The following is a 15,044-nucleotide window of genomic DNA, read 5'->3' as shown; positions in this document are numbered from 1 at the left end:
CTCGGCAAAGGAATCGTCATGAAAACTTCTAGCTTTTTACTAGGCTGCGTCCTGCTGTTCGCAGGATTTGCCCAAGCCGCGGAAAAACCCTTGATCCGCATCGGCGCCCGGGTGTTCACCGAACAAACCCTGCTCGCGGAAATCACCGCTCAATACCTGCGCACCAAAGGCTACGACGCCAAGGTCACCGGTGGCTTGGGCAGTAACCTGGCCCGTAGTGCCCAGGAAAGCGGACAACTGGACATGGTCTGGGAGTACACCGGCGTATCGCTGGTTTCCTACAACCACGTCACGGAAAAACTCGACAGCCAGCAGTCACTGGCACGAGTCACCGAGCTGGATGCGAAGAAAGGCCTGACCTGGCTCTCACCGTCGAAATTCAGCAACACCTACGCCTTGGCACTGCCGGAAAAAATCGCAGCCAAGTACCCGCAGATCCAAACCATCAGTGACCTTGACCGGGCCTTGCGCGACGAAGCCAAAGACAATCCACTGGTGGCGCTGGACACCGAGTTCGCCAACCGTTCCGACGGCCTGGCCGGCATGGTCAAGCTCTACGACATGGACCTGACCCGCCGCAATATCCGTCAAATGGACGCGGGACTGGTCTACACCGCCCTGCGCAATGGCCAGGTGTTTGCCGGTCTGGTCTACACAACCGACGGACGCTTGAGCGCCTTCAAGCTCAAGTTGCTGGAAGACGACAAACACTACTTCCCCGACTACACCGCCGCACCGGTGGTGCGCCAAGAGTATCTCGACGCGCACCCGCAACTGGCCGCGCAACTCAAGCCGCTAGCCGACCTGTTCGATGACGAAACCATGCGCCAGCTCAATGCACGGGTCGATGTCGATCACCAAAGTCCTTCATCCGTTGCCGCCGATTTCCTGCGCCAACACCCACTGAACTGAGAAGGAGACGACATGGATTTTCTCAATGCCTTTTCCCATCTCGACTGGGCCCAAGTGCTTCACCTGACCTGGCAACACATCACGCTGGTCGGTGTCGCCGTGACCCTGGCGATTCTGGTTGGCGTGCCGCTGGGTATCCTGATGACACGCTTCCCGAGCCTCGCCGGTCCGTTGCAAGCCAGCGCCACCGTATTGCTGACCGTGCCGTCGATTGCCCTGTTCGGCCTGCTGCTGCCGCTCTACTCCAAGTTCGGCCAGGGTCTGGGGCCGATGCCGGCGATTACTGCGGTGTTCCTGTACTCGCTGCTGCCGATCATGCGTAACACCTACCTGGCGCTGACCAACGTCGAACCGGGCATTCGCGAAGCCGCACGCGGTATCGGCATGACCTTCGGCCAGCGCCTGCGCATGGTCGAGTTGCCCATCGCCGTACCGGTGATCCTCGCCGGCGTGCGCACCGCCGTGGTGATGAACATCGGCGTCATGACCATCGCCGCCACCATCGGCGCCGGTGGCCTCGGTGTGCTCATCCTCGCTTCCGTCAGCCGCAGCGACATGTCGATGCTGATCGTCGGCGCTGTGGTGGTCAGTGTGCTGGCCATCTTCGCCGACCTGCTTTTGCAATGGCTGCAACGTTCGCTGACTCCAAAAGGATTACTCAAATGATCGAACTTCAAAACCTCAGCAAGACCTTCCAAAGCAACGGCAAAGACGTCAAAGCCGTGGACTCGGTAAGCCTGACCGTCAATGAAGGCGAAATCTGCGTGTTCCTCGGGCCATCGGGTTGCGGCAAAAGCACCACGCTGAAAATGATCAACCGCCTGATCAAACCGACCTCGGGCAAGATCCTGATCAACGGCGAAGACACCACCGAGCTCGACGAAGTGACCCTGCGTCGCAACATTGGCTACGTCATCCAGCAGATCGGCCTGTTCCCCAACATGACCATCGAAGAGAACATCGTGGTCGTACCGAAACTGCTCGGCTGGGACAAGCAGAAATGCCACGACCGTGCCCGCGAATTGATGAGCATGATCAAGCTTGAACCCAAGCAATACCTGCATCGTTATCCACGGGAATTGTCCGGTGGCCAACAACAGCGGATCGGCGTAATTCGCGCACTCGCGGCGGATGCGCCGTTGCTGCTGATGGACGAACCCTTCGGCGCGGTCGACCCGATCAACCGCGAAATGATCCAGAACGAATTTTTCGAAATGCAGCGGGCGCTGAACAAGACGGTGATCATGGTCAGCCACGACATCGACGAGGCGATCAAGCTCGGCGACAAGATCGCGATCTTCCGCGCCGGCAAGCTGTTGCAGATCGATCACCCGGACACGTTGCTCGCGCACCCGGCGGATGAGTTTGTCAGCAACTTCGTCGGCCAGGACAGCACGCTCAAGCGTCTGCTGCTGGTGAAGGCCGAAGATGCAGCGGACAACGCGCCATCCGCAAGCCCGGAAACGTCGGTGGCCGATGCGCTGGAATTGATGGACGAGCATGACCGCCGCTATGTGGTGGTCACTTGTACCGAGAATAAAGCCCTGGGTTATGTAAGACGTCGCGACCTGCACCGTCAGACCGGCACCTGCGCGCAGTACCTTCGCGAGTTCAACGCCACCGCGGCGTACGACGAGCATTTGCGTATCCTGCTGTCGCGGATGTACGAGTTCAACCGGGCGTGGCTGCCGGTGATGGATGCCGAGCGGGTGTTTCTGGGCGAGGTGACGCAGGAGTCGATTGCGGCTTATTTGAGTTCGGGTCGTTCGCGGGGGATGAAGACCAGCATCGTTTCGCCTGCCGAGGCAGTGGTCGCCTGATCACACCAATCGCCCGGTAAAAACGCAAAACCCTGTGGCAGCTAGCCTGCTAGCGATAGGGAAATACCAGTCAACACTGTGGTGATGATGAAATTGTCATCGCCAGCAGGCTGGCTCCCACAGGTTCGGTGCGAAAGCTGAATACTTTCAAGGCCGGAAAAAAATATCAACAGCTGCGCCTGTAACAGCGCCTCAAAAACACCTACTGCAACAGCCAAAATCCCCCACAACAAACCTTTTCGCAGCCAACGTCGCCGATGTTGACGCTATCGTACTTCCAAGGGACTTGGCGCACAAAAGCGTCGAACGTGCAGGTATTTTTAACACTTCAAAATTTCAAGGGAACATCTGTCCGTCATCTCGGTCGGCTACAAAGAGTGATGCGCACGACGCACGTCAGAAGCGTGCAAAAACGCGACATTTTTTGTTGATCTCAAGCCCCTCACGCCCTAAAGTTCGCGCCGAACGTCCATGCTGGAAACGATCCATCCGGCTCAAGTACTGACGACGAGACAGCAAGGCCAAGGGAAAAGCAGCACTTCCCATGGCCTTTTTGCTTTCGGCGACATGCCTTGGGAAGTAGGCGAACCAAAGTGGGGATACGGAGGACGTTCATTTGCACCCATTGATTAACGACGTTTGCCACTAGGAGTCCCAAGTATGTCGATTCAGGTCGAAGATTATTTCGCGCGCGCCACTTTTGACAAAATGAAGGCGTTCGCCGACAAGCACGAAACCCCGTTCGTGGTGATCGACACCGCGATGATCAGCCAGGCCTACGACGACCTGCGCGCCGGTTTCGAATTCGCCAAGGTCTACTACGCGGTCAAGGCCAACCCGGCCGTTGAAATCATCGACCTGCTCAAAGAGAAAGGCTCGAGCTTCGACATCGCCTCGATCTATGAGCTGGACAAAGTAATGGATCGCGGCGTCAGCGCCGACCGTATCAGCTACGGCAACACCATCAAGAAATCCAAGGACATTCGCTACTTCTACGAGAAGGGCGTGCGCCTGTTTTCCACCGACTCCGAAGCCGACCTGCGCAACATCGCCAAGGCCGCGCCGGGCTCGAAAGTCTACGTGCGCATCCTGACCGAAGGCTCGACCACCGCTGACTGGCCGTTGTCGCGCAAATTCGGTTGCCAGACCGACATGGCCATGGACCTGCTGATCCTCGCCCGCGACCTGGGCCTGGTGCCTTACGGCATCTCGTTCCACGTTGGCTCGCAGCAGCGCGACATCAGCGTCTGGGACGCGGCGATTGCCAAGGTCAAAGTGATCTTCGAACGCCTGAAGGAAGAAGACGGCATCCACCTGAAGCTGATCAACATGGGCGGCGGCTTCCCGGCCAACTACATCACCCGCACCAACAGCCTGGAAACCTACGCCGAAGAAATCATCCGCTTCCTCAAGGAAGACTTCGGTGACGACCTGCCGGAAATCATCCTGGAACCAGGCCGTTCGCTGATCGCCAACGCCGGCATCCTGGTCAGCGAAGTGGTACTGGTTGCACGTAAATCCCGTACGGCCGTCGAGCGTTGGGTGTACACGGATGTGGGCAAGTTCTCCGGCCTGATCGAAACCATGGACGAAGCCATCAAGTTCCCGATCTGGACCGAGAAGAAAGGCGAGATGGAAGAAGTGGTCATCGCCGGCCCGACCTGCGACAGCGCCGACATCATGTACGAAAACTACAAGTACGGCCTGCCGCTGAACCTGGCCATCGGTGATCGCCTGTACTGGCTGTCGACCGGTGCCTACACCACCAGCTACAGCGCTGTTGAATTCAACGGCTTCCCGCCGCTGAAGTCGTTCTACGTGTAAAAACTGCGTAGAAAACAAAAAGCCCATGACCTGTCATGGGCTTTTTTGTGGGTGACCCTGTAGGAGCCGGTTTGCTGGCGATCCAGGCACCGCCGTTAACCAGATGCACCGCGCCGCGTGACCGTTAATCGCCAGCAAGCCGGCACCTACAGAGGTTTGATGCCCTGTTCGAGTTCGGCGGAGCGCTGGGCGTACGCCGGTGCCAACGCTCGAATTTGCGGATCGGTTGCGTTTAACAACGCTTTGCTCGCGACCCGCAGGAAATTCAGATTGCCGCCGGTCAGCGCCCTGCGCAGCCATTGCAATGCCTCGTCGATATTCCCTTGATCCGCCAACACTGCTGCAAAACTGAACTGGCCACGAAAGTCACCACCCTCGGCCGAACGCCGATACCAGTCATGCGCGGCTTTCAAATCCTTCGGGCAGACCCGCCCTTCTTCCAGATACCGTCCCAACAGATTCATCGATTTTGCATGGCCCAACTCGGCAGCGCGGCGATAGAGACTCAGCGCTTGAAGCTGATCCTCAACCACCCCGCGCCCGGTCGCCAGCAGATTGGCGTAGTTGTACATCGCCCAATCCAGCCCGGCGGTGACGGCCAGTCGATAATGCCTGGCCGCTGACGATACATCAGCCGCACAGCCCCAACCATGCTCATGACAACGGCCGAGCATGTTGCGCGCCATCACATGCCCACGACGCGCAGCGATGTCGAACCAGCGCACCGCCAGCGGCTGATCCTGAGCGATGCCCTGCCCGTCCAGCAGAATCTGCCCGAGCAGCGCCTGGGCATCGAGGACGTCTTCGCGAGCCGCGATCAGAATCGCCTGGGCTGCACGCGCCGGGCTTTCGTCGAGCATGGATTTGAGCCGCTCACCGTCGAGCACTTCCTCGCGGCGTAACCGAAAGTCCGCCACTTACACCTCGACCCAGCGACGCAACAGGTTGTGATAAGTGCCGGTGAGGCGGATCAGCGAGGGGTGATCCGGCAGGTCCCGGGTCAGTTGCTGGATCGCGCCGTCCATCTCGAACAACAGTGCACGCTGGCTGTCTTCACGCACCAGGCTTTGGGTCCAGAAGAACGAGGCGTATCGCGTTCCGTGCGTGACGGCATTGACCTTGTGCAGACTGGTGCCGGGGTACAGAACCATGTCACCCGCCGGCAACTTCACCCGCTGGGTGCCGAAAGTGTCCTGGATTTCCAGTTCGCCGCCGTCGTAGTCCTCGGGCTCGCTGAAGAACAACGTGGCCGAGAGGTCGGTGCGCACCCGCTCCATACTGCCCTTGGGCTGACGCACGGCGTTATCGATGTGGAAGTCGAAACTGCCGCCGGCTGTGTAACAGTTCAGCAACGGAGGAAAGACTTTGTGTGGCAGCGCCGCTGACATGAACAGCGGACTTTTCCACAGCCGCTCCAGCATGGCCGCACCGATTTCCTTGGCCAGAGGGTGGTTTTCCGGCAACTGGAGATTGTGCTTGGCCTTGGCCGACTGAAAGCCCGCCGTGATCTTGCCATCCGCCCAATCAGCCTGCTCCAGCGCTTCGCGAATGCGCTGTACTTCGTCTTTTTCGAACAGGCCGGGTATGTGCAGCAACATGACAACGACACCAGATGGCAAAGGGACGGCAATGGTATTGATTCTTATTGCCCGTGTAAAACCCGCCAGACGAATGAAGTAGTAAAAACCGTAAGGGTAAATTGTAAAGAATGTAAATTCAGTACGAATAGTAATGTTTCGCAATTGATACAAATACGTGTTTACCCTATATTCCGCCGCCTCAAATCCTTGGGGAGGGGAAGTCCAAATGTCACGTTCACAACCACAAGTACCGGTCAGTTCACCACGTTTGCTCGCATCGGCCATCGGCATGGCAATTACTGCCGGTTCGGCGGGACACATGGTTTTCGCGGCGGAAAAGGCCGACGAAAAAGCTCCGGATAACGTGATTTCCCTGGGCGCTACCGCCATCACCGGCGAAGCTCAGGACGAGACTTCCTACAACGTTGAGAAAGCCTCCTCGCCCAAGTACACCGCACCGCTGGTGGACACACCGCGCTCGGTCACTGTCATTCCGCAACAAGTGTTGAAAGACACCGGCGCCATGAACATGCAGGACGCCCTGCGCACCATTCCAGGCATCACCTTCGGCGCCGGTGAAGGCGGTAACCCACAGGGCGACCGTCCGTTCATTCGCGGCTTCGACGCCCAGGGCGATACTTATCTGGACGGCGTGCGCGATACCGGTTCGCAGAGCCGCGAGATCTTCGCCGTGGAATCGATCGAAGTCAGCAAAGGCCCGAACTCCGCTATCGGCGGTCGTGGCGCTGCTGGCGGCAGCATCAACCTGGTGAGCAAAAAAGCGCACCTGGGCGATTCGCTTGACGGTGGCTTCACCTGGGGTTCCGACCAGACCCAGCGCTACACCTTCGACGGCAACTACCAGTTCACCGACACCGCCGCTGGCCGTCTGAACCTGATGAGCCACGAAAGCAACGTCGCCGGCCGTGAAAGCGTCGATTACGACCGCTGGGGCATCGCGCCATCCCTGGCCTTCGGCCTGGGCACCGCCACCCGCGTCAACCTCGATTACTACCATCTCGAGAGCAACGACACCCCGGACTCGGGCATTCCGTACTCGATCCCGACTGCAGGTTCGGCAGCGCGCACCAAGTCCAACCCGGACAAGCCGAACGACGGTGGCGACAGCAGCAACTTCTACGGCTTGAACGACCGCGATTTCCGCAAGGGCCGCACCGACACCGCGACCATCGCCGTCGAGCACGACCTGAACGACGCGCTGACCGTCAAGAACACCCTGCGTCACGGCAACAGCATGCAGGACTACATCCTGACCCAGCCGGACGACAGCAAGGGCAACGTCAACAACGGCAGCGTCTGGCGCCGGGCCAACACCCGTGTCAGCAACACCGAAACGACGACCAACCAGACCGACCTGTTTGGTGACGTCTACATCGCCGGGTTCAAGAACAGCTTCGCCACCGGTATCGAGTTGAGCCGCGAGGAAAGCCAGAAGTCTTCGTACACCGTCAACACCGACACCACGCCAAGAACCGCTGCGGCGACCAATACCTGCAATCCGGCGCAGATCGGTGCGCCAAGCGGTTACAACTGCACCTCGCTGTCCAACCCGAACCCGAACGACCCATGGAACGGTTCGATTACACGCAACTACGCCGGCACCGACACCACGGGTAAAACCTACGCGCTGTACGTGTTCGACACCCTGACCTTGTCCGAACAGTGGCTGGTGAACATGGGCCTGCGCTACGACCATTTCGACACCGACTACAAGACCTACAACGCCGCAGGCACCACGACCTCCAAGGGCGATGACGTCAGCGAGTTCGTCACCGGTCAATTCGGTGTGGTCTACAAACCAGCCGAAAACGGCAGCATCTATGCGTCCTACGCGACGTCGGCAACGCCACCGGGCGCAACCCTCGGCGAAGGCCAGGACGGCAACCCGCTGGGCGGCACCCCTGATCGCAACGGCAACTTGCTGGGCAGCGACATGGAGCCGGAAACCACCAAGAACTACGAAATCGGTACCAAGTGGGATCTGCTGAATGATCGTCTGTCGCTGACCGCTGACATCTTCCGCACCGAGAAAGACAACGCTCGTGTGCAAACCAACACCACCACGTACGAAAACGTCGGCAAAACCCGCGTTCAAGGTTTCGAACTGTCGGCCAGCGGCAAGCTCACCGACAAATGGCAGGTCTTCGCCGGTTACGCCTACATGGACAGCGAGCAAGTTGACGGCGGCGACATGCCGGCCAACAAAGCCAACGACGGTAACGAACTGCCGAACACACCGAAAAACAGCGCCAGCCTGTGGACGACTTATCAAGTCACGCCGAAGCTGACCCTCGGTGGCGGTGCGTTCTATGTCGACGACGTATTCGGCAGTGCCGCCAACACCACCATGGTCGAATCCTACGTTCGCTACGACGCGATGGCGGCTTACAAGCTGACCAAAAACGTCGACCTGCAACTGAACGTGCAGAACCTGACCGACGAAACCTACTACGACAAGGCGTTCTCGACTCACTTCGCCAACCAGGCGGCCGGTCGTACCGCGCTGCTGAGCACCAACTTCCACTTCTGATCAATGTAGGAGCGAGCCTGCTCGCGATGGTCGTCAACGATAACGCGCCTAGCCTGACACCCCGCGTCGTTCTCGAGTTTTTCGCGAGCAAGCTCGCTCCTACATAGTTGGTGTTGGACCAGGCCCCGTTCATCCAGATGAGCGGGGCTTTTGTACGTAAAAAAGAATGCTTCTCGACAACCCCACGGCATAATGCGCGCCGTGATGACAATTTCGAACGAACAAGGCGAGTGACGTGTTGAAGAAAACCCTGTTCCAGTTGCACTGGTTTTTCGGCATCAGCGCCGGGTTGGTCCTGGCCCTGATGGGTATCACCGGGGCGAGCGTGTCGTTTCAGGATGAAATCCTGAGCGTACTCAACCCCTCTGTGTTGCAGGTCGAAAAAACGGTGGCTGGCGTACTGCCGCCCGCCGAACTGGTAGAGAGAATCGAAGCCGCCTCCGGCAAGAAAGTCTCGATGCTCACGGTGGAAACCGACAGTGGCAATGCCGCCAAAGTGTTCTTCACCCCGCCACCGGGTGAACGCCGCGGCGAGATGCGCTACTTCAACCCGTACACCGCCGAGTTCCTGGGCGATGCCACCGGCCAGGACTTCTTCGGCCTGATGCTGCGCCTGCACCGCTTCCTCGCCATGGGTGACACCGGGCGGCAGATCACCGGTGCCTGCACGCTGATTCTGGTGTTTTTCTGCCTGTCCGGTCTCTACCTGCGCTGGCCGCGCCAGTGGAAAAGCTGGCGCACCTGGCTGACCCTGGACTGGAAGAAAAAGGGCCGCAGCTTCAACTGGGACCTGCACTCGGTCGCCGGTACGTGGTGCCTGGTGTTTTACCTTCTGGCGGCGCTGACCGGGTTGACCTGGTCTTATGAGTGGTACAACAAGGGCCTGACCCGCTTGCTCTCCGATTCGCCGCAGAACGAACGCGTTCGCGGCGGACGCGGTCCCGGGCCAAGCGGTCCGGCACCGACCGCCGATTACGCAGCAATGTGGAGCAGCATCTACAGCGCCGCCGGTCCGCAACTCAGTTCCTACAACGTGCGCATGCCACCCGTGGCCGGCCAACCTGCGACGGTTTACTACCTGCTGAGCACTTCGCCTCATGACCGTGCGCTCAACCAGATCACCCTCGACCCGGCCACCGGCGTGGTCAAGCGAGTGGAGCGCTACAGCGACAAGAGTTTCAAGGCACAACTGCTGACCAGCATCTACGCGCTGCACGTCGGCAGCTACTTCGGCATTGTCGGGCGCATCCTCCTGATGATCACCTCCCTGACCATGCCGCTGTTCTTCGTCACTGGCTGGCTGTTGTACCTCGATCGCCGCCGCAAGAAACGCCAGATCAAGGACGCTCGCAGCGGTCTCGTGCAAACGGGCAGCGATGGGCCGGCCTGGCTGATCGGTTTCGCCAGCCAGAGCGGTTTTGCCGAACAACTGGCGTGGCAAACCGCCGGGCAATTGCAGGCCGCCGGTTTACCGGTGAAGGTGCAGCCACTGGCCGACATCAGCGAGCAGGATTTGCATGATTCGGACAATGCGCTGTTCGTGGTCAGCACCTTCGGCGACGGCGAAGCACCGGACAGCGCCCGCGGGTTCGAACGCAAAGTGCTGGGCCGCACGCCTAGCCTTGGCCGCCTTAACTATGCCGTCCTCGGACTGGGCGACCGTCAATATCAGCACTTCTGCGGTTTCGCCAAACGCTTGCACAGCTGGCTCGGTGAACACGGCGGCAAGACGCTGTTCGCCCCGGTGGAAGTCGACAGCGGCGATCCTTACGCCCTGCGTCACTGGCAGCAGCAACTGGGCCAACTGACCGGTCAGGCACCGGTGGATACCTGGCAAGCGCCAAGCTACGACAACTGGACCCTGACCCGCCGCGATCTGCTCAACCCGGACAGCAGTGGTTCGCCGGTGTACCTGCTGGGCCTCAAACCGCCCTCCACCAGCAGCTGGCTGGCGGGCGACCTCGTCGAAGTGATGCCGCGCAATTGCCTGTGGGCCATCGAGCACTTCCTTGATGGTCTGGGCATTCACGGTGAAACCAAGGTGCGGATCAACGGCCTGGAGGAAACCCTCGAACAGGCTCTGGCCAGTCGCCAACTGCCGGAAAACCGCACCCATCTGGTCGGCCTGCACGCGCAAGCGCTGGCCGATGCCCTGGTGCCGCTGGCCATGCGCGAATACTCAATCGCCTCGATCCCGGCCGATGGTGTGCTGGAGTTGATCGTGCGTCAGGAAGTGCATGCCGATGGCAACCTCGGCGTCGGCTCGGGCTGGCTGACCGAACACGCTCCGGTAGGCAGCGCGATCAGCCTGCGCGTGCGCCGCAACAGCGGCTTCCATCTGCCGGCCGAACCGGTGCCGATGATTCTGCTGGGCAATGGCACCGGACTCGCCGGGTTGCGCAGCCTGCTCAAGGCGCGGATTGCCGATGGTCAGCAGCGCCAGTGGCTGCTGTTTGGAGAGCGCCATCGCGAACACGATTACCTGTGCCGCGATGAGCTGGAAGAATGGTTGATTGCCGGGGACATCGAACGCCTCGACCTGGCGTTTTCCCGCGACCAGGCCGAAAAAATCTACGTACAGGATCGCCTGCGCGAGTCGGCCGACGAGTTGAAACAATGGCTGGCGGACGGTGCGGTGATCTACATCTGCGGCAGCCTTCAGGGCATGGCGTCAGGCGTGGATCAGGTGCTCAACGACCTACTTGGCGCCGCCGAAGTCGAACGGCTGATAGAACAAGGCCGCTACCGCCGCGACGTCTACTGATTCACCGCATCCCACTGTAGGAGCGAGCCTGCTCGCGAAAGCGGAATGTCAGCAACGATGATGTTGACTGACACGACGCCTTCGCGAGCAGGCTCGCGCCTACAGGGATTCAAGGGTTAATCAAACCGGTTGTAGCTTCTGCTCGAACACCGACACCCCATCCAGATCCCGCAACACCACACTCAACTCCCCTGTTTGCCCGTCAATGTTCACCTCGCCAAAAAACTGAAACCCGGCAAACGGCGAGGCGTTTTGCACTGGCGCCGCCTTCTCGAACACGACCTCCGGGCCGAAGGTTTTATCCAGCGCATCAGGCCCGAAACTGCCGGCATTCAGCGGTCCGGCAACGAACTCCCAGAACGGTTCGAAATCCTGAAACGCGGCCCTGTCCGGATGGTAATGATGCGCCGCGCAGTAATGCACATCCGCCGTAATGAACACAAAATTGCGCACTTGCTGCGCCCGCAGAAAACCGAGCAGTTCAGCGACCTCCAGCTCTCGTCCCTGGGCCGGTCCGGGATCACCATTGGCCACCGCTTCCCAGCGCGGCACACCGGGGCTGACTTCTCCGTCGCCCACACCCAGGCCAATCGGCATGTCGGCGGCGATGATTTTCCATTGGGCTTTCGACGCTTTGAGCGACGTCTTCAGCCAGTCCAGTTGCTCGCGCCCAAGGAACGGTTTTGCAGCACCGAGATTGTCGTCATTGGCACCGCGATAACTGCGCATGTCGAGCACGAACACATCAAGCAGCGGCCCGTAACCGAGCTGACGATACATCCGCCCGCCACCATCGGCACTCTGCAACCGCATCGGTGCATATTCGAGCCAGGCCTGACGTGCACGGCCCACCAGGCTGTGGATATCTTTACTCAGGTAGCGCGCGTCCAGTTGTTTTCCCGGCGACCAGTTGTTCACCACTTCATGGTCATCCCACTGCCAGATCTGCGGGACCTCGGCGTTGAAACGACGGATGTTTTCGTCCATCAGGTTGTAGCGATAATTGCCACGGTAATCATCCACGGTCTCAGCCACTTTGCTCTTGGCCTCGGTGGTGATGTTGCGCCACACCCGGCCGCTTTCGGTGGTGAGCTGAGCTGGCACGGGACCGTCGGCGTAAATGCTGTCACCGCTGTGGATAAAAAAGTCCGGCAGGCGCCGACGCATGGCTTCATAAATGCGCATGCCGCCAATGTCCGGGTTGATGCCGAAGCCTTGGCCGACGGTATCGCCGCTCCAGACAAAACGGATGTCGCGGCGGGTCTGCGGCACACTGCGCAAGTGACCGAACCAGGGCTCACTGGTCACGCCGGTCTGGGCATCTTCAAACTGCACACGATAGAAAATCGCCTGATCGGCGGGCAGCCCGGTGAGTTCGACCCGGGCGGTGAAATCAGTGCGGGCATCGGCCAGGGGAGAGACGAATCGTCGGGGGTTGGTGAACACGCTGCGGGTGTCCCACTCGACCACCATCCGCGCAGGACGGTCGCTGCGACTCCAGATAATCGCCCGGTCGCCCAAAAGGTCACCGGACTGCACGCCATCCGTGAGTTGCGGCCGATCCTTGACCGACGCAATCACCGCCGGCGCCAGCCCCGGCAACAGCAATCCGGCACCAACCGCTTGCATGACCCGGCGACGCCCGGGATCGAATTCGCTCATGGTGTTCTCCCTGAAATGGAAAAACTAAAGCATGGCTGGATGAAGTAGAGGTGACAGGAACCGAACTCTGTGGCGAGGGAGCTTGCTCCCGTTGGACTGCGCAGCAGTCCCATTCTTTTGATAAAGAGGGGCCGCTTCGCGACCCAACGGGAGCAAGCTCCCTCGCCACAGATCACTCCACCTGAGAGATCAGGCTTTGACAGGCTCCAGCGCCAGCTCCACCGTCTCCGGCCGTTTGACCACGGCATACGCCACCGCCGTCAACAGACTCCCCGCGACAATCGCCAGCAAATACAACAAGGCATGATTGATCGCATTCGGAATCGCCAGCACAAACAAACCGCCGTGGGGCGCCATCAGTTTGCAGCCGAAATACATCGACAACGCACCGGTCAGCGCACCGCCGGCAATGCTCGCGGGAATCACTCGCAGCGGGTCTTTCGCCGCGAACGGAATAGCCCCTTCGGAGATGAAACACAGCCCCAACACAAACGCCGCTTTACCGGCCTCGCGCTCGGTCTGGGCGAACTTGTGCCGGGCGATGAAGGTGGCGATGCCCAGGCCAATCGGCGGCACCATGCCAGCGGCCATGGTCGCCGCCATCGGTGCATAACTCTGCGACGCCAGCAGCCCGACCGAAAACGCATACGCGGCTTTGTTGATCGGTCCGCCGAGGTCGACGCACATCATGCCGCCCAGCAACACACCGAGCAGGATCGCGTTGGTGGTGCCCATGCTGTCGAGAAAATGCGTCAGCCCGGCGAGCATTCCGGCCACCGGTTTGCCGACCACGTAAATCATCACCAGACCGGTGAACAGGCTCGCCAGCAACGGGATGATCAGGATCGGTTTCAGCGCCTCAAGGCTTTGCGGCAACCGTGCATAACGGTTGATCGCCTTGGCTGCATAACCGGCGAGAAAACCGGCAATGATCCCGCCGATAAAACCGGCGCCCAGGGTACTCGCTAGCAAGCCGCCGATCATCCCCGGCGCCAGGCCCGGACGGTCGGCAATGGAATAGGCGATGTAACCCGCCAGCAACGGCACCATCAATTTGAACGCGGTGTCGCCGCCAATCTGCATCAGCGCCGCCGCCAGCGTGCCCTCCTCTTTGAACGCCGTGATGCCGAACACGAACGACAGCGCAATCATAAGACCGCCCGCCACCACCATCGGCAGCATGAACGACACACCGGTCAACAGGTGTTTGTAGACGCCGGTTTTCTCAGACTTGGCCGGCGCGCTGGTCCCAGTGGACGCGCTTTCCTGCTTGCCTTCGGCCAAGGCTTTTTTCAGGGTCGCTTCGGCTTGCTTAAGTGCAATCCCGGTGCCGCAACGGTAAATCTTTTTGCCGGCGAATCGCTCGGTGGCGACTTCGATGTCCGCCGCCAGCAACACCACATCCGCCTCGGCAATCGCCGCGGCGCTCAGCGGATTGCGCGCACCGACCGAGCCCTGGGTTTCCACTTGCAGGTCATAACCCAAGCGTTTGGCCGCTTGCTGCAAGGCTTCGGCGGCCATGAAGGTGTGCGCCACGCCGGTTGGGCAGGCGGTGACCGCGACCAGTCGCGGGATGCTGTGGGCAACGGCAACGGATTCGACAATTGCTTCGGGCGCCGCGTACACCTGCGCTTCCTGGGCTCCGCGTCGCAGCAGCGCATCAACATCTTGCAGGGCCTGGGCCGGCGCGCTCTGGAACACCCGCTTGCCAACAAATCGGGACATGTCCACTGGCGCGCTGGTCACCAGCAATACCCACTCGGCATCGTCGATAGTCGCGGCCGACAATTGGCGTTCAGGGTGTGCGGCATCGCTGACTTCGACGCTGGTGCTCCAGCCCTGACGCTGGGCCGCGGCATCCAGCAACCGGGCGCACAGCACACTGGTGACCATGCCGTTCGGGCAGGCCGTAACAATGGCTAATTTCATGA

10 protein-coding genes and 1 pseudogene are annotated in these 15,044 nt (G+C 60.2%); 7 read left to right on the top strand and 4 right to left on the bottom strand.

The genetic code is table 11. The annotated features are described in order from the left end of the window. The first annotated feature begins 18 nt into the window (after nt 1-18). From QYH43_RS00460 to QYH43_RS00445, 4 genes are all read left to right on the top strand, one after another. Nucleotides 19-912: a glycine betaine ABC transporter substrate-binding protein gene (locus QYH43_RS00460; protein ID WP_095058399.1), complete on the top strand. Its 894-nt coding sequence runs from the start codon at nt 19-21 to the stop codon at nt 910-912. 12 nt (nt 913-924) lie between these two features. Beyond that, the gene (locus tag QYH43_RS00455) at nt 925-1,578 is read left to right on the top strand and encodes an ABC transporter permease (RefSeq protein WP_301155874.1); all 654 of its coding nucleotides are present in this window, start codon (nt 925-927) and stop codon (nt 1,576-1,578) included. Next, nucleotides 1,575-2,732 carry a betaine/proline/choline family ABC transporter ATP-binding protein gene (locus QYH43_RS00450; RefSeq protein WP_095058397.1) on the top strand — a complete coding sequence of 386 codons (1,158 nt, stop codon included), beginning with the start codon at nt 1,575-1,577 and terminating at the stop codon, nt 2,730-2,732. Before QYH43_RS00455 ends, QYH43_RS00450 begins: the two co-directional genes overlap by 4 nt. 660 nt (nt 2,733-3,392) lie before the next feature. Then, nucleotides 3,393-4,556: a type III PLP-dependent enzyme gene (locus QYH43_RS00445; protein ID WP_053154457.1), complete on the top strand. Its 1,164-nt coding sequence runs from the start codon at nt 3,393-3,395 to the stop codon at nt 4,554-4,556. A gap of 146 nt (nt 4,557-4,702) precedes the next feature. Here the strand turns inward: QYH43_RS00445 and QYH43_RS00440 are convergent, their stop codons facing one another. Together QYH43_RS00440 and QYH43_RS00435 are read right to left on the bottom strand one after the other, a co-directional pair. Further along, entirely contained in the window at nt 4,703-5,416 is a 714-nt protein-coding gene (locus QYH43_RS00440; protein ID WP_095058454.1) for a tetratricopeptide repeat protein, read from the bottom strand. 57 nt (nt 5,417-5,473) lie between these two features. Beyond that, nucleotides 5,474-6,154 carry a Fe2+-dependent dioxygenase gene (locus QYH43_RS00435; protein WP_095058396.1) on the bottom strand — a complete coding sequence of 227 codons (681 nt, stop codon included), beginning with the start codon at nt 6,152-6,154 and terminating at the stop codon, nt 5,474-5,476. Nucleotides 6,155-6,362: 208 nt separating this feature from the next. Here QYH43_RS00435 and QYH43_RS00430 point away from each other — a divergent pair, with 208 nt between their 5' ends. The 3 genes and pseudogenes from QYH43_RS00430 to QYH43_RS00420 all read left to right on the top strand — a co-directional run bounded on the left by QYH43_RS00430 (nt 6,363) and on the right by QYH43_RS00420 (nt 11,451). After that, nucleotides 6,363-8,687, top strand: coding sequence for a TonB-dependent siderophore receptor (locus tag QYH43_RS00430; protein ID WP_095058395.1), 2,325 nt, complete (start codon nt 6,363-6,365; stop codon nt 8,685-8,687). A 26-nt stretch (nt 8,688-8,713) separates the two neighbouring features. Further along, nucleotides 8,714-8,791 (top strand): annotated as a pseudogene (locus QYH43_RS00425) (YqgE/AlgH family protein); the annotation flags it as partial. A 131-nt stretch (nt 8,792-8,922) separates the two neighbouring features. Beyond that, a complete protein-coding gene (locus tag QYH43_RS00420) occupies nt 8,923-11,451 on the top strand; it encodes a sulfite reductase flavoprotein subunit alpha (protein ID WP_095152083.1) in 2,529 nt (842 codons plus the stop codon). A 120-nt stretch (nt 11,452-11,571) separates the two neighbouring features. Here the strand turns inward: QYH43_RS00420 and QYH43_RS00415 are convergent, their stop codons facing one another. Next, the gene (locus QYH43_RS00415) at nt 11,572-13,113 is read right to left on the bottom strand and encodes an alkaline phosphatase (protein ID WP_095058393.1); all 1,542 of its coding nucleotides are present in this window, start codon (nt 13,111-13,113) and stop codon (nt 11,572-11,574) included. 189 nt (nt 13,114-13,302) lie between these two features. Further along, nucleotides 13,303-15,042, bottom strand: coding sequence for a PTS fructose-like transporter subunit IIB (locus QYH43_RS00410; protein WP_095058392.1), 1,740 nt, complete (start codon nt 15,040-15,042; stop codon nt 13,303-13,305). Nucleotides 15,043-15,044 lie beyond the last annotated feature (2 nt).

The organism is Pseudomonas sp. C32 (genome assembly GCF_030417915.1).
Lineage (GTDB): Bacteria > Pseudomonadota > Gammaproteobacteria > Pseudomonadales > Pseudomonadaceae > Aquipseudomonas.
The sequence above is the reverse complement of the archived record's forward strand: the minus strand, read 5'-3'. Positions and strand labels throughout refer to the sequence as shown.

What these genes read in the sequence shown, in the direction of transcription:
- QYH43_RS00460 (WP_095058399.1), top strand. Translation starts at nt 19, where the DNA reads ATGAAAACTTCTAGCTTTTTACTAGGCTGCGTCCTGCTGTTCGCAGGA.
- QYH43_RS00455 (WP_301155874.1), top strand. Translation starts at nt 925, where the DNA reads ATGGATTTTCTCAATGCCTTTTCCCATCTCGACTGGGCCCAAGTGCTT.
- QYH43_RS00450 (WP_095058397.1), top strand. Translation starts at nt 1,575, where the DNA reads ATGATCGAACTTCAAAACCTCAGCAAGACCTTCCAAAGCAACGGCAAA.
- QYH43_RS00445 (WP_053154457.1), top strand. Translation starts at nt 3,393, where the DNA reads ATGTCGATTCAGGTCGAAGATTATTTCGCGCGCGCCACTTTTGACAAA.
- QYH43_RS00440 (WP_095058454.1), bottom strand. Translation starts at nt 5,416, where the DNA reads ATGCTCGACGAAAGCCCGGCGCGTGCAGCCCAGGCGATTCTGATCGCG.
- QYH43_RS00435 (WP_095058396.1), bottom strand. Translation starts at nt 6,154, where the DNA reads ATGTTGCTGCACATACCCGGCCTGTTCGAAAAAGACGAAGTACAGCGC.
- QYH43_RS00430 (WP_095058395.1), top strand. Translation starts at nt 6,363, where the DNA reads ATGTCACGTTCACAACCACAAGTACCGGTCAGTTCACCACGTTTGCTC.
- QYH43_RS00415 (WP_095058393.1), bottom strand. Translation starts at nt 13,113, where the DNA reads ATGAGCGAATTCGATCCCGGGCGTCGCCGGGTCATGCAAGCGGTTGGT.
- QYH43_RS00410 (WP_095058392.1), bottom strand. Translation starts at nt 15,042, where the DNA reads ATGAAATTAGCCATTGTTACGGCCTGCCCGAACGGCATGGTCACCAGT.